The following is a 24260-nucleotide window of genomic DNA, read 5'->3' as shown; positions in this document are numbered from 1 at the left end:
ATGGAGAGGAGGGGACACGTATGTCAATTGTCAGCACTAAAGATATTGCCTATTCCAATAAACGTGCCGTTATTAAAGCATTGTGCGAGAAAAACGCTCTGTCTCGTGTTGAATTGGCTCGTGAATTATCTCTTTCTCCTAGTACCGTTACTACTATTGTTCAAGATTTGCTTCAGTCAAAAATGGTTGAAGAAAGCTCAGAGCGCGTAGTAACCGCTGGTAGATCAAAGACGCTTCTGCAACTTGCTCCAGAGTTTGGTCTCTTGGGACTTGTTCGGGTTTCTCGCCAGAGTCAGGAACTTGTGCTCGTTGACATGGCTCTTAACGAGTACGCTCGTACCACGCTGTCAGAAGAGGCTCCTTCGGGAGAAACTCTACTTGAAAGTATTAAAACTGCTCTTACAAGGTTTATTGTTGACGGCTCAATTCTTAAGGGAATTGGAGTTCTGCTTGAGGGCGATGTACTTGAATCAGAGCTTTCCGTCATGTATTCAACGGGTCATGATTCGGCAACAATTTCCCTGGTACAAGCGTTAGAGAGTTCCTTCAGGGTAGCGGTGAAGCAATTTGAGCAGAGTGACTTTGCTCTTTCTCAAGTAGAAAGCTCAAACAACATTGAGGATGTTTCTTCATACTTGCATCTCTCATTTGGAACTCGAGTTGTAGCTCAAGTTGTCAGCAATAACACCCCTCTTCCTATGAAAGAAGGATTAAACGCAGACATTACTCAGCAACTTGTGAGCGTAGACGGCCTGCAACTTGATAAGTTAATGAACCTTATCAGCACGGTTCAGAGTCTATTTTCTCTTGATGCTGTGGTTGTATCTGTGCCCGAAGAAGATATCTCTACTTCTTTGATTAAGGAAGATACGCTAAATAAGGCGTTGTCTACTCCTGCCTTTTTGGCGCAAAAATTTGCTCAGTTTGAAGCATTTCCAAAACTAATCGTAACAAGAATGACTTCAACAAACTTATTAATAGATGCTGTTTCTGCTCTAAGGTTTGCTTGTCTTTGTCCAGAAACTGTCCAGCTTTGGAAACGGGTGCTTGTTTCTGGTTGGCGTCCAGCAAGTTCTACGTAGTAAATCGGTAAGACTTACGCAGGTTATGTGCAGGAAACCAGCAAGGCTTGCGTAAGAAGCCAGCAAGGTAGATGTAGGGAAGTAGTACGCTATGTGCCGCGCTGGAACAAAGGTGTTTCTCGACTTTGTCTGCTCATCAAAGTCGTCAACATGGTGCTGAGGCATCTATAGAAGTACGTGTAGGTTGTTTGAAGGAAAGATAGCTGCACTTGCTATCAAACAATGTGTTCCTAAGGAGGAAACATGGTTCAGGGTATTTTGATCCTCTTGGTCTTTGTGGCTGTAGCTGCATTGATGATGACTAAGAAGATTCCAACTCTGCTTGCCCTGCCACTGATGGCCATTTTGATTTGTGTCATCGCAGGCGTTCCAATGTTTGGAAAAGACGGCGACGGAAAAGAAATTGGCTGGCTGACATCAGTATTTGAGGCTGGCACCGTCCGCATGGGCGCCGCAATCATGGCTGTTATTTTTGGCGCATGGTTGGGTCAGCTTATGAACAAGACTGGTGTTACCGAGACAATTATCAAGAAAAGTGCAGAGCTTGGTGGCGATAAGCCCCTGGTAATCACCTTGATTATGTCTATTGCAGTAGCTGTCCTCTTTACTACACTTTCTGGCTTGGGATCCATCATCATGGTTGGCTCAATCGTCCTGCCAATTTTGATTTCTGTTGGTGTTCCCGCAGCTAGTGCAGCATGTATCTTCTTGATGTCATTTACCACTGGTCTGGCACTCAATATTGCCAACTGGACAACCTTCGCAAAGCTTTTCAACCTAGACATTGCTCAGGTTCAGGGCTTTGAGGTTTATCTTGCTGTTGCAACTGGTATTGCAACTTTGATTATGATTGTTGTTGAGTTCAAGCGTAATGGCATTAAGTTTGCCTTCAGCGCTCCAGTTGCTGAGCAGAGCAACTCCAAGCAGCTCACCGGTGTTGCTGGTGGTCTTGCAATGCTTACTCCACTCATTCCTATTGTGCTTGTTGCTTTCTTGAAGGTTCCTGTTACCCCAGCATTTACCGTTGGTATTCTGTGGTGCCTGCTGTTTACCTCCAAGAGCTTTAGCAAGGCAATGAACCTTCTTGCAAAGACTTGCTATGACGGCGTAACCGACGCTGGTCCTGCAATTATCCTGATGGTTGGCATTGGTATCCTTTACCTTGCAGTTACCAACCCAACGGTTAAGGCAGTTCTTAACCCATTCCTGCTTGGCATCATGCCACAGAACCTTATTGCATACATCGTCTTCTTCGCGGTCCTCTCGCCATTGGCTCTGTATCGTGGACCTATGAACATGTTTGGTCTTGGTTCTGGTATCGCAGCTCTTATCATTGGCCTGAACACCTTGAATCCTCTTGCTGTCATGGGCGCATTCCTGGCTGCAGAGCGCATCCAGGCAGGTGGCGACCCAACCAACACTCAGAACGTTTGGACTGCAAACTTCTGCGAGGTTGACGTTAACACCGTTACTCGTAAGATGCTTCCTTACCTCTGGGCAGTTTCCATCTTTGGTGTAATTCTGTCTGGTGTTCTGTACTTCTAAGTTCTGACCTTGGGGCGAGAAGACCCTCTTGTTGTGGTCTTCTCGCCTCGTTTTATCTTTGCAGCTGATGGATTGCTGTAAATCAAGGAGGAAACGTGAAAGTTCGTATTGGAATCGACGTTGGCGGAACATTTACTGATGCTGTTGCCATCGACAATGATACGTACGAAATTATCGGCACGGTTAAAACACCTACTACGCACACCGCTGAAGCAGGTGTTGCAGCAGGTATTGTGCAGGTGCTTCATGGTGTTATGGAGCAGCACAACATTAAGCCTGAAGATGTTGTCTTTATTGCTCACGGTACTACCCAAGCAACAAATGCCCTGCTTGAGGGCGATGTTGCACAGGTTGGTATCGTAACGCTTGGTAGTGGTCTTCAGGGAGCCAAGAGTAAGAGTGACACCAATGTTGGCGATATTGAACTTGCTGCCGGTAAATTCCTGCGTACCAAAAATGCTTTTGTAGACACCTCTTCTGATGTTGAAGCTGGCATTAAGAGCGCAATCGAGCAGCTTTTCTCGGACGGTTCAACTTCTTATGTTGCCGCCGAGGCATTTAGCGTAGATGATCCAACTAACGAGAATGCTGTTATTGCAGAGTGCTCTGATAGAGAACTTCCTGCTACGGCTACAAATGACATTTCTAAGCTTTACGGCCTGGCTATTCGTACTCGTACAGCAGTTGTTAACGCTTCCATCATGCCAAAGATGCTTGAAGCTGCAAACATGACTGACAAGAGTATTCGCGAGGCAGGCATTGAGTCACCACTTATGGTTATGCGCTGCGACGGCGGTGTTATGACTGTTGATGAGGTCCGTCATCGTCCAATCCTAACCATTCTTTCTGGTCCTGCAGCTGGTGTAGCTGGCGCTTTGATGTATGAGAAGCTTACCGACGGCCTATTCTTTGAGGTTGGTGGCACTTCTACCGATATTTCTTGCGTTAAAGACGGCAAGGTTATGGTCAAATACGCAGAAGTTGGTGGCCACAAGACGTACCTCTCGTCACTAGATGTGAGAACCGTTGGTATTGGTGGCGGTTCTATGGTGCAGATTTCTGATGGCAAGGCCGTTGACGTGGGACCTCGTTCTGCTCACATTGCTAACTTGGATTACGAGGTATACACCGACGCAGAAAAAATTGTGAATCCACGCCTGGTTGCTGTTCGTCCTATGGATGGAGATCCTGAGTACGCAGCTATTGAGTGCGATGGTGGACTTCGCGTTTGTTTGACCATGGCTGGCGCTGCAAACCTTGCAGGCTTTGTTCCTGAGGGGGATTATGCATACGGCTCTGTTGAAGCTGCTCGTGCGGCGTGGGCTCCTCTTGCAGAGAATATGGGCATGAGCGTTGAAGATGCAGCAGCTCAGGTCCTTGCTTTTGCCGCAAAGAAGAACGGTGCTGTAGCAGAACAGCTTATGAAAGACTACGGCATGGACCCTCGCACAACCGTTTACGTTGGCGGTGGCGGCGGAGCTTCTACGGTAGTGCCACACTTGGCAAAGACCATGGGTCATACGTTCCGCATTGCTAAGAATGCTCCTGTTATCTCAACTATTGGCGTTGCTCTTGCTATGGTCCGAGACATGGTTGAGCGCAGTGTTACTAACCCAACCGACGATGACATTGTCAGCGTTAGGCGTGAAGCAGAAGCTCGTGCTATTAAGATGGGAGCAGCTCCTGGAACTGTTGAGGTTACGGTTGAGGTTGATACCCAGTGCCACGTTGTCCGCGCGATTGCTGTTGGTGCCACTGAGCTGCGTAGTAAAGACGTTAATGCTACACGTCTGAGTGCAGACGAGCTTAAAAAACTTGTAGTAGAGAACCTTGGCGAGGGTGCAGATAACGTTTCCGAGGTTGCTCACTCTTCTGAGCTCTTTGCTTACACTGCAACCACTACAGAAAAGAAGCTCTTTGGTCTTCTCACCAAGAAACGCACAGCTCTTCGTCTTATTGATTCCGAGGGTGTTATTAGACTTCAGCGTCCAAATGCTGAGGTGCTTCAAGAGACTATTAGCTCTTGGCGCAAGGGAGTAACAGCCCTGGTAGAGGACTTGACCGTTTATAACGACGGTGGAGCCAATCTGCCAAATGTCTATGTAGTAGTTGGCAAGCGCGTCATCGATCTGTCCGGAATGACTTCTCTTGAGCAGATTTTGAGCCTTGCAGCAGTGGAGTTGGGCGGCTATCCGTCCGACGAGCCTGTTATCATCGCTGCTACACTTCGTTTAGGCGATTAAACTCACATGCAGAACGCAGATCACACTTTGGCGAGAAAATCGGTGAACCTTGAAGCAGAGTCTACTGTTGGCTCTGCTTCACGGTTTCCGTTTCCAACTCGTGAGCTTGCACGTAAAGAGCTCTCGTGGGATCGCTTTGCTGCTCGAATTCCTGAAGAGGATAAAGAGCGCGTGATTGATTTGGCTTGGTCAAAGGGTGAGCGCGCTGCGCATATGGTGTTTGAAGAATCAAACGGTCAAAGTGATTTCTTTAAAATCTGCAAAGATGCAAGCATGACAATTATAAAAAAAGATATTGATTGTGTGTATGGAAACCAGCGATATTTCAGCGATTATGTTTCTGGTACAAAAGAAATTACGCTCTATGAGCAGTCGTGCGTGCTGTGGGCAAAACAAAATCAACTCGAGCCGCATGAAGCTCAAAATCTCATTCTGATGCATGAGTTTTTTCATGTCTTGGAGACGACGCGACTTGGATTAACCAGCAAAGAATACACCGTTCCGCTTATTACTATTGGTCCTTGTAAGCTGGGAAAAACAGGCATTCACGCACTATCTGAAATTGCAGCACATGCGTTTACCAATACTTACTACGAATTGCTACATAACATTTCTGGCACAGGAGGAAACAATGAATCATAAAGAGATTACCTGGAACAACCTACAGATTCCTGTTGTTGGAAGCTTTGATGTGGTCATTATTGGCGGCGGCGTTTCTGGATCTGCTTGTGGAATTCGCTGCGTCAACGAGGGTCTCTCTACACTTATTGTGGACAAGTCAAATCTGCTTGGGGGCTCTGCTACACGAGCGCTTGTGTGCCCTATGATGCCGTCATATGTGCGCCATCTGCCAGTTCTTTCTACCATCGAGCAGCAGCTCTTGGCTTCAGGTGACGCTACGCGTGACGATTACACTACCATGATCTGGTTTGCTCCTGAGCGTTTGGGAGAAGTGTATGAGCAGCTCTACACCACTAAAGGTGGACAAATCCTCTATGACACGTCTCTCGTAGCTGCGGTTCTATCTGATGCCGGTGACGAGAAAACCATCACATATGCAATTCTTGCTTCAACTGAAGGTTTGATTGCTGTATCAGCTCAAACGTGGATTGATGCTTCAGGCGATGCAGTTTTGTCTAGAGCCGCTGGGGTACCAGTTGCAGCTGGTGATGAGGACGGCATCAATCAGGTTTGCAGCTTGCGTTTTACCATGGGTGGAATTGATGTTGAGCGCTATAGAGATTACGTGCTCTCACTTGATGATCACTTCTCGCCATTGGTCGAAGGATATTTCTTTGAGTCCGCGATGGTTGCAGGTAAGAATTTTAAGCTGGAGCCAAAGTTCCGTGAGGGAATTGAAGCAGGCATTCTTGAAGAAGAGGACCTGCGCTATTACCAGATTTTCTCGCTTCCTGGAAAGCCAGGTTGCATGGCGCTAAACTGTCCGCATATTGCAAGCATGCGTACAAACACCTCGGGAGCTGCGCGTTCTAACGCAACAGTTGAGGCGCACGCTCGCATTCGCCGATTAGTTACGTTTTTACAGCGCATGATGCCTGGATTTGAGCAAAGCTACCTTATGGAGCAGGCTTCATTGTTAGGTGTTCGTGAGAGCTGGCGTGTTGAAGGTCAGACAATGCTTACCGAGGAAGATTACGTCAACCAGACTCGATTTGACGACGGTCTTGTTCGCGGCGATTGGTACATTGACGTTCACTCCAATAAGGGCGGACTCTTCCACAAAAATACCTACGAGCAGGGTGACTATTACGAGATTCCATTCCGGTCGATGGTCACCAAACACATCAATAACCTAGGCGTTATTGGTCGCTGCATCTCTACGACGTTTTTGATGCAGGCAAGTGTTCGCATTATTCCAACGGTCACTGATATGGGAGATGCTATGGGCACGGCATGTGCTCTGGCAAAACAGACTTCAACACCACTCGCTCAGCTAGATGGCGTGGCAGTCCGTGCTGAAGTTGAACAAATGAAACCTGTGAATTCATAATTGCCGCCGAAGAATTGTGGAAGCTGTGATAAACTTCTACAGTCACGGGCGATTGGCGCAGCGGCTAGCGCAGGTGCTTTACACGCACAAGGCCGGGAGTTCAAATCTCTCATCGCCCACCATGGAACCTCACGCGGCGCCCTCGGGTGTCGCGTTTTTTCTTAGGAGTGCAATGGATAATCAGGTAGAAGGCAGGTTTTCTGGCGAGAAACCCGCGCAGGCCGGAGCCACCGCTCAGACCGACGCAGCTACGGAGCCCGGAGCCGCCGCGCAGACCGGAACCGCCACGGAGCCCGCGCGCTCGTTTGATCGCGCGTGGGACCAGATGCGCCCCGTCACCCTCGAGCGCAACGTTATGAAGAATGCCGACGGATCGTGCCTGGTCACGTTTGGCGACACGCGTGTCCTGTGCACCGCTACCGTCGAAGAGGGCGTCCCTGCATGGCGACGCAGTTCTCGCGCGGGCTGGGTCACGGCCGAATATGCCATGTTACCTGCGTCAACTAACCGCCGCACCAAGCGAGAGCGCGCCAACCGCAAGGGTCGTTCCATGGAGATTGAGCGCCTGATCGGCCGCTCGCTACGCTCCGTTGTCGACCTCAACCGTCTGGGCGAGTACACCATCACGCTGGACTGCGACGTCCTTCAGGCAGACGGCGGCACCAGAACCGCCAGTATCACGGGTGCTTGGGTGGCACTCCACGACGCACTCTACTCACTTGTCGAGAAGGACATTCTCCCCAGACTTCCTCTCACAGGTCAGGTAGCTGCGATTTCTATGGGATATGTGAATGGCAAGCCGCTGCTGGACCTTGACTATCCCGAGGATTCTCATGCGGACATTGACATGAACCTTGTTGGAACAGAAACTGGACAGATAATTGAAGTACAAGGAACAGGCGAGGGCGGTCCGTTTGATCGAGAGCAGCTCAACCAGCTTCTCGACCTTGGTCAAGCTGGCATCGCTCACCTTGTTGACTTGCAAAATCAAGTGACTGGATTTAGGGAGTAACCATGAGTCAAAACAGTGAAAATCAGGGTTCTAACGCTGTGACCTTTGATCCAAATACAACCGTGGTAGTTGCAACAGGCAACGCTCACAAACTTGTTGAGATTGAGGCTATCCTCTCTAAGGTAATGCCTGGTATGAGCTTTGTAGCGCTTGGACAGCTGGGCGATTTTCCTGATCCAGAGGAGAATGGCCAGTCGTTCCGTGACAACGCTCTGATTAAGGCAATGGCTGCGCTTGACGAGGTAGATTGCGTAGCGGCTATTGCAGACGACTCCGGCATTTGCGTTGACGCTCTGGACGGAGCTCCTGGAATCTATTCTGCTCGTTATGCTGGCGAGCATGGCAATGATGCTGCAAACAATCAGAAGCTTTTGGCTGAGCTTGCTAACGTTGCTGATGAGGATCGCACTGCTCGCTTCCACTCCACCGTTGCTCTGGTCTACAGAGACGGATCTGTGCTGGTAGGAGAGGGTGACTGCGAGGGCGTTATTGGCCATGAGCCAAAGGGTCACAACGGTTTTGGTTACGACCCACTCTTCTGGCCAGAGGATGCTCCAGGTAAAACCATGGCAGAGCTTGAGCCTGACGAGAAGAACGCTATATCTCATCGTTTCCACGCTCTGCAGGATCTTTCCAAGCAGATTCTGGGATAGGCACGGCGTAGGTTTCGCGTCAGATTCTCGTCAGGGTCATGTCAGGTTTGCGTCAGATTTCTGACAGATAACTGCCGCTATGTCAGACTCACGTTAGAATCGCGACAGATTCCTGACAGATTCCAGACAGAAAACTACCGCCGCGTCAGATTGGCGTCAGCCCTACGTTAGAATCGCGACAGAATCGCGACAGAATCGCAACAGAATAGCGACAGAAACACGCCATATAACAGGTCAAAACCGGTCAGCGAGATATTTGTTCTTCTCGCCGACCGGTTACTTTTTTCTTTGTTTCAAATGTTAAACTAAATGTAACTGTGACTTCTGTCTTGGAGGAAAGCATGAGGATTGTTCGCACTCGCGATTACGAGGACATGAGTAGAAAAGCTGCAAATGTCATTTCTGCACAAATTATTCTGAAGCCAAATTGTGTTCTTGGTCTGGCAACTGGTTCAACGCCAATTGGCACCTATGCTCAGCTCGCTGATTGGTGCAAGAGGGGAGACCTGGACTTCTCGCAGGTTTCTACGTATAACCTTGACGAGTACCGTGGTCTTTCTCACGACGATCCTCAGAGCTATCACTATTTCATGCGCAAAAACCTCTTTGACCTGGTAAATATTGATCTTGAGAACACTCATGTGCCCGACGGCTCTAATCCTGACGTCGAGGCAGCTTGCGCCGAGTACGATAGGCTTGTTGCTAAGGCTGGCTATCCTGACCTGCAGCTTCTTGGTATTGGCCACAATGGTCATATTGGCTTCAACGAGCCTGACGACCATTTCTCCAAGGGTACGCATTGCGTTGATCTTACCGAGAGCACCATTCAGGCAAATAGCCGCCTGTTTGAGCGCATGGAGGACGTCCCTCGTCAGGCCTACACCATGGGTACGCAGACCATCATGTTCGCGCGCAGCATTCTGATTGTGGCTAGCGGTGAGGACAAGGCTAAGGCTGTTTACGACATGTGCTACGGCAACGTTTCGCCTCAGTGCCCAGCCTCTATCCTGCAGCTTCATACTAACTGCACCGTTATTGCTGACGAGGCCGCCCTCTCGCTCTGCCCAGCTGAGTAAAGTCTGGTTGACCCAAAGCTTCTAAAAAAGCACCTGTCGAGAAAACAAAACTCCCATCCACATGAATGGGAGTTTTTTTGTAGCAGTTTATCGTGCGTAAGCGTTGTACCTGCGTGTTTAGTGACGCTCTACAATCGCGCATTTATTGGAACTCCGAAAAATATTAATAGTCCTTGTAGTAACTGCTGATAGCCAAAAGGACCTGGTAGTTAAGGCCAAGCACATAGTCTCCCTGATCGGTATGAACCGTGCGAAGCGTAAACTCAAGATTGTCACCAACCGTGATTTTATCGCCATCTTTTTTGCCAGTACGAGACATATCGCCAGTTGTAAGTGGGAAAATTCTTCCAGCTGGATTGACCGAAGTAACAAAGAATATAAAAGGCTCGACGGCGTTTTCACCAGGGTTGATGTGCAGTTGTTTGAAAATCTGACTGTTTGTTGACACATAGACTACTTCGTTTCTGTCAAACTCCTTCTTCAGCTCTGGAAGAGTCGCTGCTACCCAAGGTAGATCATGGTGAACAAAGGGATTGTCGCTCGCGAGCGACTGCGAAATAGGCGAGCCGTACTGATAGACGTAAACGATCTTGTTGTAGAGCTCGTTGACATCATTAACAGAGGTCTGAGCTGGTGCGGCTTGGTTAGCCTGGACAAGCTCGATAAGGTTCATGGAATTGAGCTGTTCAGATGAAGCGCCTTTGGACTGTGCTTCAGAAACAGTCAATCCACCAAATGCGAACGACCCTACGCTAAATACCAGGCAAAGCGCTGATAAAGCAACAAGAGCTTTAGATGATTTCTTTTTGGAAAGGAATGCGATTCCGATAGCAAGAGCAACAAAAATAAGCACGATATACCAGGTCTTACTGATGGCATATCCCAGAGTCTCAGTCATTGGGCCTCCTTGTGTTTTGAAGTTAGTTACTAATTTTATCAGAGGACCCCTATTTGTCATAAATTTGTTGGGGTTCTGACGCGCTGTCGTTGCAAGTCCGATGCCAACCTGACGCAAATCTGACGCGCGCCTGATACGATCTTCTCGCGATCTTCTCGCGATCTTGACGCAAACCTGACCGATCGACTGATGTTGTTCCCGTGACATTTGTTGTAAAACCTTGAGATTTTATTTTCTACCTCGTATAGTGGAGTTTCGGAAATTCTGACTATTGTTTGTCGACCGGTACAAATCTCCGACACATCAACGTGTCGCACCGCAAACGTACTGATTGACTTGGAGGATTGATGGAAAACGAGATTCCACCAGTTAATCGTGTAGACGAGATTCACGAGAAGCTCAGCTCACTTCAGGGCCAAAAACTCAAGGTCAAGGCCAACATGGGACGTTCTCGTATTGTTGAGCGCACAGGCACCCTGGTCATGGCGCATCCATCTCTTTTTATCGTTGAGGTTGGCGAGCGCCGCGGTCGCACTGCCCGCCAGTCCTACCAGTACGTTGACGTTCTGACCGGCACTGTTGAGCTTTTTGATTTTGAGACCGGTGAGCGTTTGTTTGACTTCGAGTTTGAAGAGTAGTTCAGAAGCGCCCGCATCACTTCGACTAGGCTCACACTCATGGCTGCCTCGTTGTCCAATTTTGGACGCCAAACCATCAAAATTCCTTGCAAGGTCAATCTTCACTTGGGGATTCACGTTCAGAAAGACCAGCGAGGATACCATAAAGTAGATTCACTCATGGTTCCCGTTGCGCTGTACGACACTGTTGTTGTCGATGACGCGCCGGAGCTTACGGTTACACATGAGCCGCAGCTCTGCGTGTTGCCCGAGCGCACAACAACCTGGAAGGCCGCGGTTCTTCTCGCCGATAAGCTGGGAGTTTCCCCAGATGTTTCCATTGACGTGCAGGTTCACATTCCCGAGAAGGCCGGCCTGGGCGGATCGTCCGCCGATGCCGCCGCGACGCTCTATCTGTTGGCCCAGCGTTGGGGCGTTGACCCGCTAGACCCACTGGTAGTTGAGGTAGCCAAGGCTGTTGGCGCAGACGTTGCATTCTTCTTGGATCCGCGACCATCACTTATGCTTGGCGCTGGGGATACGCTGGTAGAAACCTATACGTCTACTGTTGACGCTCCTCTTGCCATTGTTTTACCAGCAGAAACAGGTGTCGTTACCAAAGAGGCATACGACCAGTTTGATACGTCACCAATTGCACCAGAGTCCTACGAGAATTTGTCCGCGCTTTTGCGTGACGCTGGCCAGGGTGCTACTTCTGATCACGATGCAAGTAAGCAATTTATTCAGCAGGTAGCAAGCCTCCTTTTCAACAATCTTGCGCCAGCAGCAAAATCACTAAAACCACAGGTGGCCGAGGTAGAGGAGTGGCTAAAGGCACAGTCTGGCGTTCTTGGCGCTCAGGTTTCCGGCTCAGGTAGCAGCTCTTTTGCACTTTGCGAATCACAGGATGCTGCCGACGCAATTGCAGCCGCAGCTCAAGCAAAAGGTTGGCGAGGATTCTCCACTACCTGCAAGTTGTAGTGGTAACATAGAGCGGCAAATGTTTGATGGATTTATCCCATCGGACAAGGCAAAACATAACGGGTTGTGGCTCAGCTTGGTAGAGCGCTCGGTTCGGGACCGAGAGGTCGCTGGTTCAAATCCAGTCAACCCGACCATTTTTCCTGATAATCAGTGAACTTCCACCGTTTTTACCGCGAAATAAGCGTTTTGGCAGTCAAAGTGGTAAAAAATGCGTTTAGTTGGAATATACAAAAACGTATGCATTCTATGCAGGTCATCTACCAGCATAAACTCTCGGTCAATTTTGATTGAAACTTTTATAAAAAAGCTCAACTGGAAAAACGTAAGTGCCAAAACGCCGAGCTAGAAAATAAATCTCCAACTAAACGGATTTTTTACCCAAATCAGACGCCACTTTCCGGCATATCAATTTCTTGACTAGTTTTCGTGCATATTTGAGATTGTTTATACGTTTTTGGTTAGGCGGACACATAATCGCCTGGACCTTGTATCAACCGTTCCTTAAAAATCTACATGACAGCTCTATGAGTACACTTTCTTATTGTTTTGAGCTTCATTTTTCTATCAAATGAACATTGTGAATGTTTAGGCCTACAAAAACATAAATAAATCGACACAAAATAAACACAAATGGATTACAATCAGACGAAGAGCACTACGTTTAAGGCAACGCGCGCACCGTCGTTTCTACGCGCTTGCACACACGCGTTTTGTTGAAAGGGGTTTTGTATGCCTGTTGTTGAGTTTTTTGTCAATGTGTTATCAACACCAGCCATCCTAGTCGGTCTTGTTGCCCTGCTAGGTTTGGCACTTCAGGGAAAGCCAGTTGAGGACCTCATCAAGGGCACCCTCAAGACCATCGTCGGCTTCCTCGTTCTTTCTGCAGGTGCAGGTTTCTTGCAGACCGGTTCCCTCCTGGCCTTTGGTGAAATCTTCAACTTTGCCTTTGACATGCAGGGTGTCGTCCCAAACAACGAGGCTGTCGTTTCCCTGGCACTTGGCGAGTTTGGCCAAGCAACCGCAATCATCATGTGCGTCGGCATGGTCCTAAACATTGTCCTCGCACGTTTTTCTCGCTTTAACTACATCTTCCTCACCGGCCACCACACCCTCTACATGGCAGCTATGCTCGCCATCATCCTGCACGTCGGCGGCCTTTCCGGTTGGATGCTCTACATCTCCGGCGCATGCTTGCTTGCTCTGATCATGGTTCTGTCTCCTGCATACTGCCAGCCAACCATGCGTAAGGTTACCGGCAGCGATTCCGTTGCACTTGGCCACTTCGGCGGAGCTGGTTACTGGCTTGCTGGTATGGTTGGTAAGCTCTTTGCTTCCGATCGCGAGAATAGCACCGAGAATATCAAGTTCTCCAAGCGTCTCATCTTCCTGCGCGACAACACTGTTTCCATCGGTCTGACCATGATCATCATGTTCTTGGTTATCACCGGCGTTGCTGTCAGTCGCGGTCTTCTAACCTTGGTACCTGCAGGAACTACCGCTGCAGAGTTTGTTTCTAACCCACAGTATGCTGGTCTCCAGCACCTCGGCGACCTGCTCAACATTGGTACCGAGACCACCACTAACTGGATTGTCTGGGCATTTACCCGCGGCCTCTCCTTCGCTGGTGGTGTTTACATCATTCTGTCCGGTGTCCGTCTGATCATTGGCGAGATTGTTCCTGCATTTAAGGGTATTGCTCAGAAGCTTGTCCCTGGTGCAAAGCCAGCAATCGACTGCCCAATCGCATTCACCTATGCTCCAAACGCCGTTATCATCGGCTTCCTGAGCTCCTTCGTTGGCGGCATCCTGGGCCTGCTTATCCTTGGTGTCATTAATGCACAGATCGCAGCTATTGCCCTGATCCTCCCAGGCGTTGTTCCTCACTTCTTCTGCGGCGCAACCGCAGGCGTCTTTGGTAACGCAGAGGGCGGCATCAAGGGCTGCATCGCTGGCTCTTTTGTCCACGGTCTGCTCATTACCTTCCTGCCTGCACTGTGCATGCCAGTCTTCACCCTCATGGGCTTCACCTCCGCTACCTTCTCCGACGCCGACTTCTCTATCATGGCGCTGATCTTTGGTAACGTTGCTCTGAACGTCCAGGGCGCAGTTCTCACGGGCATCTGCGTTGTCTGCTTCTGCCTCCCAATTCTCTTCAACCTTGTTGCTCCTAAGAAGGCAGAGGAGAAGAAGGCCGAGTAGCATCCGCTCACAGAATTGCAGCTAAACATCGCAGTTGCTGCAGAAAATGCGAGTAGAATTTAGGTATCTAGGTCGGGCTTCGTCCTTGGATGGGGCCCGACTTTTTAACCCACGTAACCCACATATCACACGTGGTGAATTGAAAGGGGCTTTTATGGCTATCCAGAAGATTCTTTGTTGTTGCGGAAGTGGACTTGGTTCTAGTCTTATGGTTGAGATGCAGATCCAGGACGTCTTGAATGAGCTGGGCGTGAGCGGCGTCGAGGTTGAGCACTCAACCGTTTCCGACGTTACTCCCGGTGCAGCTGACCTCTTTATTGTTGCTCGCGACCTTGAGGATTTTATCGCTGACATTCCAGAGGACGAGAAGATCATTCTCTCCAACATTCTTGATAAGGATGAGATGAAGGAAAAGCTTAGCGAGAAGTTCGGTCTGTAAGCGCTGACTCGCACGTAGCACGTGAAAGGAAATTACATGGACGTCGACCTTAAACAGGTTGCTCGTGAGGTGCGCAAAAGCATCCTCACGCAGGTCTTTACGGCCAAATCCGGCCATCCCGGTGGCTCGCTTTCTGCAACAGAAATCCTAACGTATCTCTACTTCAAGGAGATGCACGTAGACCCCACCAAGCCAAACTGTCCTTGCAGGGACCGTTTTGTGCTTTCAAAGGGGCACGTTACCCCAGCGCTCTACGGCGTTTTGGCCGAGCGCGGCTTCTTCCCCAAGGAGGAGCTCAAGACTTTCCGCGCGCTCAACTCACGCCTTCAGGGTCACCCAAACATGAACGATACGCCTGGCGTTGACATGAGTACCGGCTCCCTTGGCCAGGGCGTTTCCACCGCCGTTGGTATGGCGCTGGCCGGCAAGAAGTTCAACAAGGACTACCGCGTCTACGCACTTCTGGGCGACGGCGAAATCGAAGAGGGCCAGGTCTGGGAGGCTGCCATGTTTGCCGGCAACCATCAGCTTGATAACCTCACGCTTATTGTTGACAACAATAACCTGCAGCTTGATGGCTCGCTTGATCAGATCAACACACCACAGCCAATTGACGAGAAGTTCAAGGCGTTCAAATTCCACGTTATTGATGTAGCTGATGGACACGACTTTGATCAGCTTGCAGCTGCATTTGCTGAGGCTCGCACCGTCAAGGGTCAGCCAACCGTTATCATTGCCCACACCGTAAAGGGCAAGGGCGTCTCCTTCATGGAGAACCAGGTAGGTTGGCACGGTAAGGCTCCTAACCAGGAGCAATACGAGCAGGCACTTAAAGAGCTTGAGGGAGAGGTGGCATAACATGGCAGATGTACAGAAAATTGCCACCAGAGAGGCTTACGGAAAAGCCCTGGTAGAGCTTGGTAAAGAGCACGACGATCTTCTTGTCTTTGATGCTGACTTGGCAGAGGCAACTCGTTCCGGCAAGTACGGCGAGGAGTATCCTGAGCGCTTCGTGGACTGCGGAATTGCTGAGGCCAATATGATTGGCATGGCAGCCGGCGTTGCGGCTACGGGTCACAAGGTCTTTGCAACTTCGTTTGCAATGTTCACGTCTGGTCGTGCGTTTGAGCAGATCAGAAACTCGGTGGGTTATCCTCACCTAAACGTCAAGATTGGCGCTACCCATGGAGGCCTCTCGGTAGGAGAGGACGGCGCTACTCACCAGTGCAATGAGGATATTGCTGTTATGCGTACCATTCCTGGCATGACGGTTATCATTCCATCCGACGCTGTTGAGGCTGAGGCCGCTGTTAAGGCCGCTTACGACCATGACGGTCCTGTTTATATGCGCTTTGGCCGCCTCCCTGTTCCTGTTTTCAACACCAACCCTGACTATCACTTTGAGCTGGGTAAGGGTATTGTTCTCAAGGAGGGTACTGACGTTACGCTGGTAGCTTGTGGCCTTATGGTTCCTGTGGCTCTTGAGGTTGCTGAGCAGCTGGCCGCAGAGGGCGTCAACGCTGAGGTCATCAACATCCACACCATCAAGCCTCTGGATACTGAGCTGATTACCGCTTCTGCAGCAAAGACCGGCAAGGTTGTGACTATTGAGGAGCACTCCGTTATCGGCGGTCTGGGCAGTGCGGTTTGCCAGGCACTTTCCGAGAACACTCCTGTTCCTGTCAAGGTCATTGGCGTTCAGGACACCTATGGCGAGTCCGGACCAGCACTTCAGGTTCTTGCTAAGTACGGCCTGGATACCCCGAGCGTCCTTGCATCCGTCAAGGACTTCTTGAAGTAAGCTCTTCGAGCTCTGGCGTGCTTTAGCGTGCATGGGGCACGGCAGCACGCCCGTCGCACGTTATCGTCGCACAAACAAAGCCCTTCTCGTCATCTGGCGAGAAGGGCTTTTGAATCACATCGGACTTGCAAGCGACGGAGGAACCGCAAAGGACAAGCTCTAGCTGAATTCATCTACTGAGTTGTCAGATGCTTCGTGGCTGGGGCCACGCATAAGATACGCGGCCCCAGCCACTGCGGCATAAAGTGCCCAAGCGCCTACGCAGAAGAGCAGGTTTCCCAGCCAGTCCCCAACGAAAATCTCGTGTGTGTCAGTACTGCGATAGAACGAGTTCGTGACAGCAAGTAGTAATGCTGCTGCCCCGCTTGACAAGAGTCGTGTCCACAGTGCTCTCACTCTCCGTTGTGGCCATCGTTGTGGCGGGTCAACAATCAAAAGAACCAGGCCGGTGAGAAACGCTCCATAAAGTGGAAATACCATCAAAAGAGTGCCAGCTGCGGCGAGCCCCGTGGCGGGGATATAGAAAATCCCGAAGAAGATTCCAATCCATGTCGTGTACGTACGGATCGCATCCCTGTTCGTGAAAGTAGGCGTGGCAAATCGGGCTGAGCTCCTCATGAGCATCCGTCCTGCCATGACCGTGAAGGCAATCCAGCCGAGACCGAGAGATAGGAGCGTCTCACTCCAATGTTGAGATCCATACTGGGTGGAAGCAACTGCATCAAAAGCGACTAACGCGATGGCCGCAACCCCTGTACCCAATACGCGGATCAGTAATGCTCGACAGAGCGGCGTCTCCCATGTTGATGGCCTATCAATGATAAAAAATAGCAGTCCTGCTAGAGGGGCAAGCCACAATGGGGTGCTCACCGGGGCGACTCCACCGATGAAGAGCAGGGAACCGGGCACTATCGCAAAGCCGAGGATGAGCCCTACCCAATACGTGTAGGTCCGAACGAATAGTTTGAAAGACTCAACCACTCACGCCTCCCATGGACTTCAGCACCGAAACTATAACAATTCTACGGCGGGGAGGCGACTCATGACCAGATACACTTCAAAACCCGCCTGAAATGTGCAAAGAATCTGTATTTGAGCCACCGATTCTTTTACAAAATCAGGCAAATCCACAGTTTCTTTGATGCTTTTAGGCAAAACTTACAGATTCTTTGCAGAAATCAGGCGCCCCTAGGCATCCGCCAGACTTCCAGCGCCGCCTGGCGAGAAGCCCCGTCCACTAGCAGCGCTTTCGCACAAGAAACCCGACATCCACACGAAATGGATGCCGGGTTGAAATTGCTTTCTACCTGTATGCCCTTACTTGTACTCGTAGAAGCCCTTACCAGCGGCAACGCCGGTCTCGCCCTTGTCAATCTTCTCCTTGAGGAGGGCAACAATGCGACCCTGTACGGACTCAGGATCCTTAGCTGCAGGATTCATCAGAGCAACGTTGTATGCGGTGACCAGGCCAATGATGTCCAGAATCTGGAACGGACCCTTTGGCGAACCGGTGCCAATGCGCCAAGCCCTGTCGATGTCCTCGACGTCGCCGACGCCGTTAGCCCAGAGCTGCTCTGCGGAGACCAGAAGAGGTACCAGCATAGAGTTCAGCAGGTAGCCAGGCTGCTCCTTCAGAACCTTGACCGGAATCATACGGATGCTTGCCGCAAAAGCGACGACCATGTCAAAGTTCTCCTGAGCGGTACCTGCGTGACCCATGACCTCGCCGATTGGGTTGCGCCAAATCTCGTTAGCAAAGTGAAGAGCCAGGTACTTCTCGGGACGACCAGTAGCTGCAGCAAACATGCTTGGAATCATGGTTGAGCTGTTAGTTGCCACAATAGTCTTCTCGGGCAGGTGCTTGGCTAGCTCGGTGTAGAACTCAATCTTCTGCTCTGGATTCTCAGCGACAGACTCGATAACAAAGTCAGCGTCACCAAAAGCCTCGTCCCAATCGGAAGTAAGCTTGAGGTTGCTGTATGCGCGCTCTACCTGCTCTTTAAGCTGGTCAAGCTTCTCTGGAGTAATCTCGTCCTGAGCAATGAGGCCGTAAGCGTAAGCCTTAGGATCGCTCTTCATAGCCTCGAGGGTGTTCAGATACACCTCTCTGAGGTGCTCAATCTTTGGACGAGCGCGCTCAATTGAAGCCTCGGATCTCAGCCAAATGGTGGTCTCGTAGCCGCGATACGCGGTCTGGAATGCAATCTGGCTGCCCAAAACGCCGCCGCCAGCAACTACAACTTTCTTAACCTGTGAAATGTCCATAGGACGTTCCTTTCTACAAGCGTGGCGAGAAGTGCCGCGCGATTTATCTACCGTCCCTATACCCCAGAAACTCTCCGTCAAACATTCGTTCGGAAAATTTCCAACTTTCATTTAATTCCTACAAATCACCCCTTGGCGAGAAACCACATCTATCCCTCACACTTCTTAGGTAGAATAGAGGCGTACCACCAGCAGCTGGTTTTAGCGCAGTTTATTGGCTGCAAGCCAATAAAACACCAGGTATAACATCTGGACAGAATAGAGGCATCATGATCGACGGAACATACAAGATTCAAATGGATTCTCCCGTTGGAGCCAAAGAGGGTACCGCTGTTCTCATTACCTCTGGCGAGAAACTCACTGGCTCTCTGACCGCCATGGGTGTCCAGATTGATATTGAGAACGGCAAGGTTACCGACAACTCGTTTACCTTTGGCGGCAAGCTTGAGTCTTTTGTGGGTCCTGTTATCTTTGCTGTAGGCGGCTCCGTTGAAGGCGACACCATTCAAGGCATCGCCCACATCGCTAACCGAGACTTTGTGTTTACAGGTACAAGAGAGAGTTAAGGTAGTTGCATCATCCCTGTTAGCAGTACAATCAATTTGTTAACTTCTGGGTGGGGATGGAGTATGAAAGTAATCGATACAAAGTCAGATGCAGAGTCTCCTCAAGGAGCTCCGTTTTTTGTTGACCGGTGTCGATTTACTCCGACTCAAGGAATTGAAATCTCTTCTCTTCAATTGGATGATGATAAAGTTCAAAACTGGCCAATGGTTTATATTTTGGCTAACGATAATCCTCGCCAAAAAAGTGCTTATGTGGGTGAGACCACAAGTGTTAGTGAGCGTATGTCTCAGCATAGTAAAAATTCCGAAAAGGATTTATTTACCAGTGTAAATATTATTTTTAATCAAGAGTTTAACCAGTCAGTTATTAAGGATTATGAAAATCGTCTGATTGGTCTTATGGCTGCTGATGGAGTCTATAAGCTCACTAATAAAAACGAAGGTCATAGCAACTTAAATTACTTTTCTAAAGAAAAGTATGAATCAATGTTTGATGATCTTTGGGAAGAGCTCCGTAGGATGGAGTTAGCAGATAAGACTATCAGCGAAATTGAAGAATCGGAAGTATTTAAATACTCTCCTTACAAAAGCTTGTCGGTTGATCAGCGAGTTGCTCTTAATAAAATTTATTCTGCAATTGAATCTGACCTGTCAAAAGCCAAACCTATCGTTGTCCAAGGAATGCCTGGTACAGGTAAGACGATTCTTGCTATCTATCTATTAAAAGCTCTTCGTGATGACGAGAAGTTCAAAGACTTGAATATCAAAATTGTTGAACCTATGACCTCCTTAAGAGCAACTTTAAAGAAGTCGTTAAAGGGCGTTGGCGGACTCAATGCAAGGGATGTTATTGGACCCAATGACTTGGCAAATCCCAAATTTGGCTATAACCCCGAGGTAGAGAAACCATTTGATATTCTGCTCATTGATGAGTCACATCGTTTAACGGCACGTCGAGGGATTACTGCTTTTGGCAGCTATGATGAAGTAAATAAAAAGCTTGGTTTGCCAAAAGAATCCACACAGTTAGATTGGGCATTAAAGCTCACTAAACTTCCAATCTTCTTTTACGATGCATCACAGTCAATTAAGCCTGCGGATATCGACCCTAACTCGTTTGAAGAAAAACTTGGAGATGCCCTTAGGCATCCTATTAGACTAGAAAATCAAATGAGAGTTCAAGGTGGAGCGGAATACCTGAATTACATTTCAGACATTCTGAATGATAAACACCCCGCGAGAAGAACATTTGATAACTATGAGTTTGTCCTTCATGACTCAATAGATGATTTCACAGATAGTTTTGAACAGAAATTATCAGAACATAATCTGACAAGAATGCTTGCTGGATATGCATGGGATTGGAAAACAAAAGGTAAACCAGTCGCTTCCCCTCTGAAAGATATTGTTATAGGAGACAAGTCGTTCAGATGGAATTCTATGCTTGCTAACTGGGTTGGTAATGGAGTGGCTAATCCGATATATGCTCAGGAAGTCGGATGTGTTCATACAGCCCAGGGGTATGATTTAAGCTACTCGTACGTAATTATTGGTCCAGATTTAAAGCTAGATCCGATAACCGGAAGACTAATTGGCGATAAAGACCACTACTTTGACAAAAAGGGTAAGGGTGGAGCAACTGCTGAGCAGCTAACCCAATACATCAAGAACATCTACTACGTTCTTCTTACTCGAGGCATCTACGGAACGCATGTGTATGTAGTGGATGATGCCTTGAGGGAATATTTAAAGTGTTATTGTTATATCATGAAATAATCTATAAATACATTCATTAGGGTGTTTATCATATTAGCTATTTCTTGAGGGAGGGGTGGTGTGAATGCAGAATCAACTAAATAAAGAAGTTTGTTTATGGGCTGCGAAGCGCAGTAATATAAACAAAGACGAGATAGTAAAAAAATTTCCTAAATTTGATCAGTGGTTCGAAGGCACTCATTCTCCCACAATTAATCAAATGAAGAGGTTTGCGGCACTCACGCATGTAAGCCTATCTGACTTGTTCTCTGATCAAATGCCTGACTTTAATTTACAGATTGCAGATTTTAGAACAGTAGATGATGTATCTACTGTCGAGCCCAGTCCTGAGCTATATGACACAATTAGTTTGATGAAAAGACGCCAAGAGTGGATGAAAGATTATTTCTCTCATGAGAAATATGAAGATGTTAATTTCGTAGGATCTTTTGCGGCACTCGAAATGGATAAAGAAAATATTAGTAGCTTATCTAGTAAGCTCCATTCTTTATTAAAGCTGGAAAACGACTGGGCAACAAAATTTAAAACGGTGGATGAAGCGTTTAAATTCTTAAAAGATAAGATAGAAAGTCTTGGCATTGCCGTTATTGTAAATGGAGTGGTAAAAGATAATACTTCTAGACCACTGAATGTAAGTGAATTTCGTGGTTTTGTTTTGGCAGATAAAAAAGCTCCGTTAATCTTCATTAATGGAAGAGATGCTAAAACTGCACAAATTTTTACACTAGTTCATGAGCTTGCACATTTAGCATATGCTCAAACAGGAGTTAGCAATCCTAATGACGAAGAAGAATCCGATAGTAATTCCATTGAAAAATTTTGTAATGGCGTCGCTGCAGAATTTTTAGTTCCTGCTGATTTAATTTTAAAGTATTGGAATGAGTCCAATACAAACATCTACAATAAAACTAAAATAATCGCCCAGCATCTTAAGGTCAATTTTATTGTAGTTGCACGTCGTATTCTTGATTTAGATTTAGTTAATCGTGAGAGTTTTTTTGAGCTGTATAAAAAATATAAATCTACGCTTAGCCCTATTAAAAAAACTAATAGTGGCGGAAATTACTACAGAACTAAGCAATATCGCTTAGGAAATGTTTTTTCCGATGCCATATGGTCTGCAGTTAATTCGGGTTTTATTAGTTATCGCGATGCGGCAGATTTGACATGCATGAATATAAATAGTTTCAATAAATTTTTTGAGAAGGTATCTTAGATGTCTACCGTATATCTTCTCGACTCAAATTATTGGATCTATGGAATGAAGGCTTATCCGCTTGACCTCTTTCCAAGTTTTTGGGATAAGATGGAGTCACATATTGTTAATAAGGATGTTGTAATTCATGAAACTGTTCTTGATGAAATTAGGCGTAAAGACGATGCTTTAAAAAAATGGTTTGACTCTTTAAAGTCATATAAGCCAATGAAAACATCTAAAAATATTTTGCCTGACTATTTAGAAATTATAGACTGGGCAAAAAATGCTGGGTATACAAAAGAAGCGATTGCGGAATTTGAGAATCAGTCTCGCGCAGATGCATGGCTGTGTGCTGAGGCTAAATTGAACAATTATGTTTTAGTTACAAATGAAGTAAGCAGTAACTCAAAGAATAAAATTAAAATCCCTAATGTCTGTGATCAATTTAATATTGATTGTATTGATAATTTTGAATTTATGAGAAATTTTAATTTTATATTTTAAATTGATGACCTTATCACCTTTCTCCACCCACCGATAAAACTTAACCGTTCATGTAAACCCTACCCGTTTTAACAGGTGGGGTTTCTCGCCAGACATATAGTTAAAGCACTGTGCTTTTGACATGCAGAAACAAGAGAAAAGAGGCGAGAAATGCAAAAGTTACAGAAGCGGTTTACTGCGGTTTTGAGTATGTTCATGGCTCTGGTGCTCTCGTTTATGTTGGTAGGGTGCAACGTTGCACCTTCTCAGCAAGAGAACAAGCCCGCGGAGCAAACGCAGCAGAAAGAACTTACAACAGGGGCGCTTGCTGCTACGCATGAGACCAAGTTTGGTGGTGTTTATCTGGATATTACCATCGAGGACTTTAATAAGATGGGCTTTGAGTTTGGCGATAGCGTGGATGTTACGTTTAGCAACGGCTACAAGCTTACCGATATTCCGTACTATAACGGCTACTATACTAAGACTGGTGAGGCTTTGATTAGCGGGTATCCCGGATATCCTCATATTGACGTATGCGTGAACAACGGAGACCCTCTGTGGGAAACCGCCGGTCTTAAAGAGGGCGATACCGGTACCGTAACTCTGCACGAGAAGCAAAAATACGCAACAGTTCAAAAGGCTCTTGGCGCAACATACACTAAAAATCGTTCCGACTATGCAAGTGACGAGGTCTTTGCTAACTTCCGTGCTATGAGGGGCGGAAACATGGCAGAGAATGTGATGTATCGTTCGGCATCACCTATTGATAACCAGAACAATCGTGCACCTTACGCTGCTGAGCTTGCTCAAAAATGTGGCGTTCAATACATTTTGGATCTTGCTGATAGCAATGAAGAGATTGAGGGTTATTACCAGAAAGCCGATTACGATGTTTCTTGGCATAAGGGACTATATGAGGCCGGAAACGTTACTGCTTTGGACTTGAATGCAAATTATCGTAGTAAAAAGTATGCTGAGCGTCTGGTTGCAGGCTTGCGCGAGATGATTAAGCATGAGGGACCGTATCTTACTCACTGCACGGAAGGCAAGGATCGCACGGGCTTTACTTGCGCTTTGCTTGAAGGTCTTTGTGGTGCATCGTATGAGGAAATGCGCGATGACTATATGGCCACTTATGACAATTATTACGGTATTAGCGAGAAGAACGACAAAGCTCGCTACGATGCTGTTGTAGAGGTTAAATTCAATGACATTGCTCTTTGTGTTGGTGGGCAGCCTCTGGGTGGCTCGCTTGACGGTTTAGATTACGCGGCTGGTGCTCGTAAGTATCTGACCGACGCTGGAATGACTGATGCCGAGGTTGATCAGCTCATTGCAAGACTGACAAAGAAGTAGTGGTTGTGGCTGCAACTGCAAAGAACTGACAGGTTAGTCGCCTGGCGAGAGGA

At 47.9% G+C, this 24260-nt stretch carries 22 protein-coding genes and 2 tRNA genes; 21 read left to right on the top strand and 3 right to left on the bottom strand.

The window, feature by feature from the left end:
* Positions 1–20: 20 nt before the first annotated feature.
* From HMPREF1492_RS02530 to nagB, 9 genes are all read left to right on the top strand, one after another.
* Entirely contained in the window at positions 21–1082 is a 1062-nt protein-coding gene (locus HMPREF1492_RS02530) for a winged helix-turn-helix domain-containing protein (RefSeq protein ID WP_035435593.1), read from the top strand.
* A 243-nt stretch (positions 1083–1325) separates the two neighbouring features.
* Entirely contained in the window at positions 1326–2627 is a 1302-nt protein-coding gene (locus HMPREF1492_RS02525; protein ID WP_035435590.1) for a C4-dicarboxylate ABC transporter, read from the top strand.
* Between the two features lie 95 nt (positions 2628–2722).
* On the top strand, positions 2723–4870 hold the full coding sequence (locus HMPREF1492_RS02520; protein WP_035435587.1) for a hydantoinase/oxoprolinase family protein: 2148 nt from the start codon (positions 2723–2725) through the stop codon (positions 4868–4870).
* Between the two features lie 6 nt (positions 4871–4876).
* A complete protein-coding gene (locus HMPREF1492_RS02515) occupies positions 4877–5512 on the top strand; it encodes a hypothetical protein (protein ID WP_035435584.1) in 636 nt (211 codons plus the stop codon).
* Positions 5502–6881: an FAD-dependent oxidoreductase gene (locus HMPREF1492_RS02510; protein WP_035435583.1), complete on the top strand. Its 1380-nt coding sequence runs from the start codon at positions 5502–5504 to the stop codon at positions 6879–6881. Before HMPREF1492_RS02515 ends, HMPREF1492_RS02510 begins: the two co-directional genes overlap by 11 nt.
* A 46-nt stretch (positions 6882–6927) precedes the next feature.
* Positions 6928–7003, top strand: a tRNA-Val gene (locus HMPREF1492_RS02505).
* A 50-nt stretch (positions 7004–7053) separates the two neighbouring features.
* Positions 7054–7893, top strand: a complete 840-nt coding sequence (gene rph / locus HMPREF1492_RS02500) for a ribonuclease PH (RefSeq protein WP_084054967.1) — start codon at positions 7054–7056, stop codon at positions 7891–7893.
* A gap of 2 nt (positions 7894–7895) precedes the next feature.
* Positions 7896–8546 (top strand): RdgB/HAM1 family non-canonical purine NTP pyrophosphatase, encoded by a 651-nt coding sequence (gene rdgB, locus HMPREF1492_RS02495; protein ID WP_051479364.1) that lies wholly within the window; start codon positions 7896–7898, stop codon positions 8544–8546.
* 341 nt (positions 8547–8887) lie between these two features.
* Complete coding sequence (gene nagB, locus HMPREF1492_RS02490) at positions 8888–9622, top strand: glucosamine-6-phosphate deaminase (protein WP_035432484.1); 735 nt, start codon at positions 8888–8890, stop codon at positions 9620–9622.
* 163 nt (positions 9623–9785) lie between these two features.
* Here nagB and HMPREF1492_RS02485 read toward each other — a convergent pair whose 3' ends face one another.
* The gene (locus HMPREF1492_RS02485) at positions 9786–10520 is read right to left on the bottom strand and encodes a hypothetical protein (RefSeq protein WP_035435581.1); all 735 of its coding nucleotides are present in this window, start codon (positions 10518–10520) and stop codon (positions 9786–9788) included.
* 347 nt (positions 10521–10867) lie between these two features.
* Between HMPREF1492_RS02485 and HMPREF1492_RS02480 the strand changes: the two genes are divergently transcribed.
* From HMPREF1492_RS02480 to HMPREF1492_RS02450, 7 genes are all read left to right on the top strand, one after another.
* Positions 10868–11158: a Veg family protein gene (locus tag HMPREF1492_RS02480; protein WP_035435578.1), complete on the top strand. Its 291-nt coding sequence runs from the start codon at positions 10868–10870 to the stop codon at positions 11156–11158.
* A 39-nt stretch (positions 11159–11197) separates the two neighbouring features.
* On the top strand, positions 11198–12118 hold the full coding sequence (locus HMPREF1492_RS02475; protein WP_035435576.1) for a 4-(cytidine 5'-diphospho)-2-C-methyl-D-erythritol kinase: 921 nt from the start codon (positions 11198–11200) through the stop codon (positions 12116–12118).
* Between the two features lie 60 nt (positions 12119–12178).
* Positions 12179–12255: transfer RNA gene (locus HMPREF1492_RS02470), tRNA-Pro, on the top strand.
* A 595-nt stretch (positions 12256–12850) separates the two neighbouring features.
* Positions 12851–14320: a PTS ascorbate transporter subunit IIC gene (gene ulaA, locus HMPREF1492_RS02465; protein ID WP_035435575.1), complete on the top strand. Its 1470-nt coding sequence runs from the start codon at positions 12851–12853 to the stop codon at positions 14318–14320.
* 154 nt (positions 14321–14474) lie between these two features.
* On the top strand, positions 14475–14759 hold the full coding sequence (locus tag HMPREF1492_RS02460; protein ID WP_035435572.1) for a PTS sugar transporter subunit IIB: 285 nt from the start codon (positions 14475–14477) through the stop codon (positions 14757–14759).
* 36 nt (positions 14760–14795) lie between these two features.
* Positions 14796–15617 (top strand): transketolase, encoded by an 822-nt coding sequence (locus HMPREF1492_RS02455; RefSeq protein ID WP_035435570.1) that lies wholly within the window; start codon positions 14796–14798, stop codon positions 15615–15617.
* Position 15618: 1 nt separating this feature from the next.
* Complete coding sequence (locus HMPREF1492_RS02450) at positions 15619–16560, top strand: transketolase family protein (protein WP_035435568.1); 942 nt, start codon at positions 15619–15621, stop codon at positions 16558–16560.
* A gap of 159 nt (positions 16561–16719) precedes the next feature.
* Here the strand turns inward: HMPREF1492_RS02450 and HMPREF1492_RS02445 are convergent, their stop codons facing one another.
* Positions 16720–17541 (bottom strand): hypothetical protein, encoded by an 822-nt coding sequence (locus tag HMPREF1492_RS02445; RefSeq protein ID WP_035435566.1) that lies wholly within the window; start codon positions 17539–17541, stop codon positions 16720–16722.
* Positions 17542–17877: 336 nt separating this feature from the next.
* A complete protein-coding gene (locus tag HMPREF1492_RS02440) occupies positions 17878–18825 on the bottom strand; it encodes a 3-hydroxyacyl-CoA dehydrogenase (RefSeq protein WP_035435564.1) in 948 nt (315 codons plus the stop codon).
* Positions 18826–19094: 269 nt separating this feature from the next.
* Between HMPREF1492_RS02440 and HMPREF1492_RS02435 the strand changes: the two genes are divergently transcribed.
* The 5 genes from HMPREF1492_RS02435 to HMPREF1492_RS02415 all read left to right on the top strand — a co-directional run bounded on the left by HMPREF1492_RS02435 (position 19095) and on the right by HMPREF1492_RS02415 (position 24207).
* The gene (locus HMPREF1492_RS02435) at positions 19095–19391 is read left to right on the top strand and encodes a hypothetical protein (RefSeq protein WP_035435560.1); all 297 of its coding nucleotides are present in this window, start codon (positions 19095–19097) and stop codon (positions 19389–19391) included.
* Positions 19392–19454: 63 nt separating this feature from the next.
* Entirely contained in the window at positions 19455–21167 is a 1713-nt protein-coding gene (locus HMPREF1492_RS02430; RefSeq protein ID WP_051479363.1) for a DUF2075 domain-containing protein, read from the top strand.
* Positions 21168–21231: 64 nt separating this feature from the next.
* A complete protein-coding gene (locus tag HMPREF1492_RS02425; protein WP_035432504.1) occupies positions 21232–22383 on the top strand; it encodes an ImmA/IrrE family metallo-endopeptidase in 1152 nt (383 codons plus the stop codon).
* Positions 22384–22869, top strand: a complete 486-nt coding sequence (locus tag HMPREF1492_RS02420) for a DUF4411 family protein (RefSeq protein ID WP_035432506.1) — start codon at positions 22384–22386, stop codon at positions 22867–22869. It abuts the gene before it with no gap.
* A 150-nt stretch (positions 22870–23019) separates the two neighbouring features.
* Positions 23020–24207, top strand: a complete 1188-nt coding sequence (locus HMPREF1492_RS02415; protein WP_035432509.1) for a tyrosine-protein phosphatase — start codon at positions 23020–23022, stop codon at positions 24205–24207.
* Positions 24208–24260: the final 53 nt, after the last annotated feature.

Origin of the sequence: Atopobium sp. BS2 (assembly GCF_000565075.1) — a bacterium.
Lineage (GTDB): Bacteria > Actinomycetota > Coriobacteriia > Coriobacteriales > Atopobiaceae > Lancefieldella.
Note: the sequence above shows the minus strand (reverse complement) of the source record. Positions and strands in the feature narration are given on the sequence as shown.

Bases quoted from the DNA above. Each gene is read 5' to 3' on its own strand.
- HMPREF1492_RS02450 (WP_035435568.1), top strand. From the start codon at position 15,619: ATGGCAGATGTACAGAAAATTGCCACCAGAGAGGCTTACGGAAAAGCC.
- HMPREF1492_RS02430 (WP_051479363.1), top strand. From the start codon at position 19,455: ATGAAAGTAATCGATACAAAGTCAGATGCAGAGTCTCCTCAAGGAGCT.
- HMPREF1492_RS02485 (WP_035435581.1), bottom strand. From the start codon at position 10,520: ATGACTGAGACTCTGGGATATGCCATCAGTAAGACCTGGTATATCGTG.
- HMPREF1492_RS02425 (WP_035432504.1), top strand. From the start codon at position 21,232: ATGCAGAATCAACTAAATAAAGAAGTTTGTTTATGGGCTGCGAAGCGC.
- HMPREF1492_RS02435 (WP_035435560.1), top strand. From the start codon at position 19,095: ATGATCGACGGAACATACAAGATTCAAATGGATTCTCCCGTTGGAGCC.
- HMPREF1492_RS02480 (WP_035435578.1), top strand. From the start codon at position 10,868: ATGGAAAACGAGATTCCACCAGTTAATCGTGTAGACGAGATTCACGAG.
- HMPREF1492_RS02525 (WP_035435590.1), top strand. From the start codon at position 1,326: ATGGTTCAGGGTATTTTGATCCTCTTGGTCTTTGTGGCTGTAGCTGCA.
- HMPREF1492_RS02515 (WP_035435584.1), top strand. From the start codon at position 4,877: ATGCAGAACGCAGATCACACTTTGGCGAGAAAATCGGTGAACCTTGAA.
- HMPREF1492_RS02420 (WP_035432506.1), top strand. From the start codon at position 22,384: ATGTCTACCGTATATCTTCTCGACTCAAATTATTGGATCTATGGAATG.
- ulaA (WP_035435575.1), top strand. From the start codon at position 12,851: ATGCCTGTTGTTGAGTTTTTTGTCAATGTGTTATCAACACCAGCCATC.
- HMPREF1492_RS02455 (WP_035435570.1), top strand. From the start codon at position 14,796: ATGGACGTCGACCTTAAACAGGTTGCTCGTGAGGTGCGCAAAAGCATC.
- HMPREF1492_RS02440 (WP_035435564.1), bottom strand. From the start codon at position 18,825: ATGGACATTTCACAGGTTAAGAAAGTTGTAGTTGCTGGCGGCGGCGTT.
- HMPREF1492_RS02530 (WP_035435593.1), top strand. From the start codon at position 21: ATGTCAATTGTCAGCACTAAAGATATTGCCTATTCCAATAAACGTGCC.
- HMPREF1492_RS02510 (WP_035435583.1), top strand. From the start codon at position 5,502: ATGAATCATAAAGAGATTACCTGGAACAACCTACAGATTCCTGTTGTT.
- HMPREF1492_RS02415 (WP_035432509.1), top strand. From the start codon at position 23,020: ATGCAAAAGTTACAGAAGCGGTTTACTGCGGTTTTGAGTATGTTCATG.
- rdgB (WP_051479364.1), top strand. From the start codon at position 7,896: ATGAGTCAAAACAGTGAAAATCAGGGTTCTAACGCTGTGACCTTTGAT.
- nagB (WP_035432484.1), top strand. From the start codon at position 8,888: ATGAGGATTGTTCGCACTCGCGATTACGAGGACATGAGTAGAAAAGCT.
- HMPREF1492_RS02475 (WP_035435576.1), top strand. From the start codon at position 11,198: ATGGCTGCCTCGTTGTCCAATTTTGGACGCCAAACCATCAAAATTCCT.
- HMPREF1492_RS02460 (WP_035435572.1), top strand. From the start codon at position 14,475: ATGGCTATCCAGAAGATTCTTTGTTGTTGCGGAAGTGGACTTGGTTCT.
- rph (WP_084054967.1), top strand. From the start codon at position 7,054: ATGGATAATCAGGTAGAAGGCAGGTTTTCTGGCGAGAAACCCGCGCAG.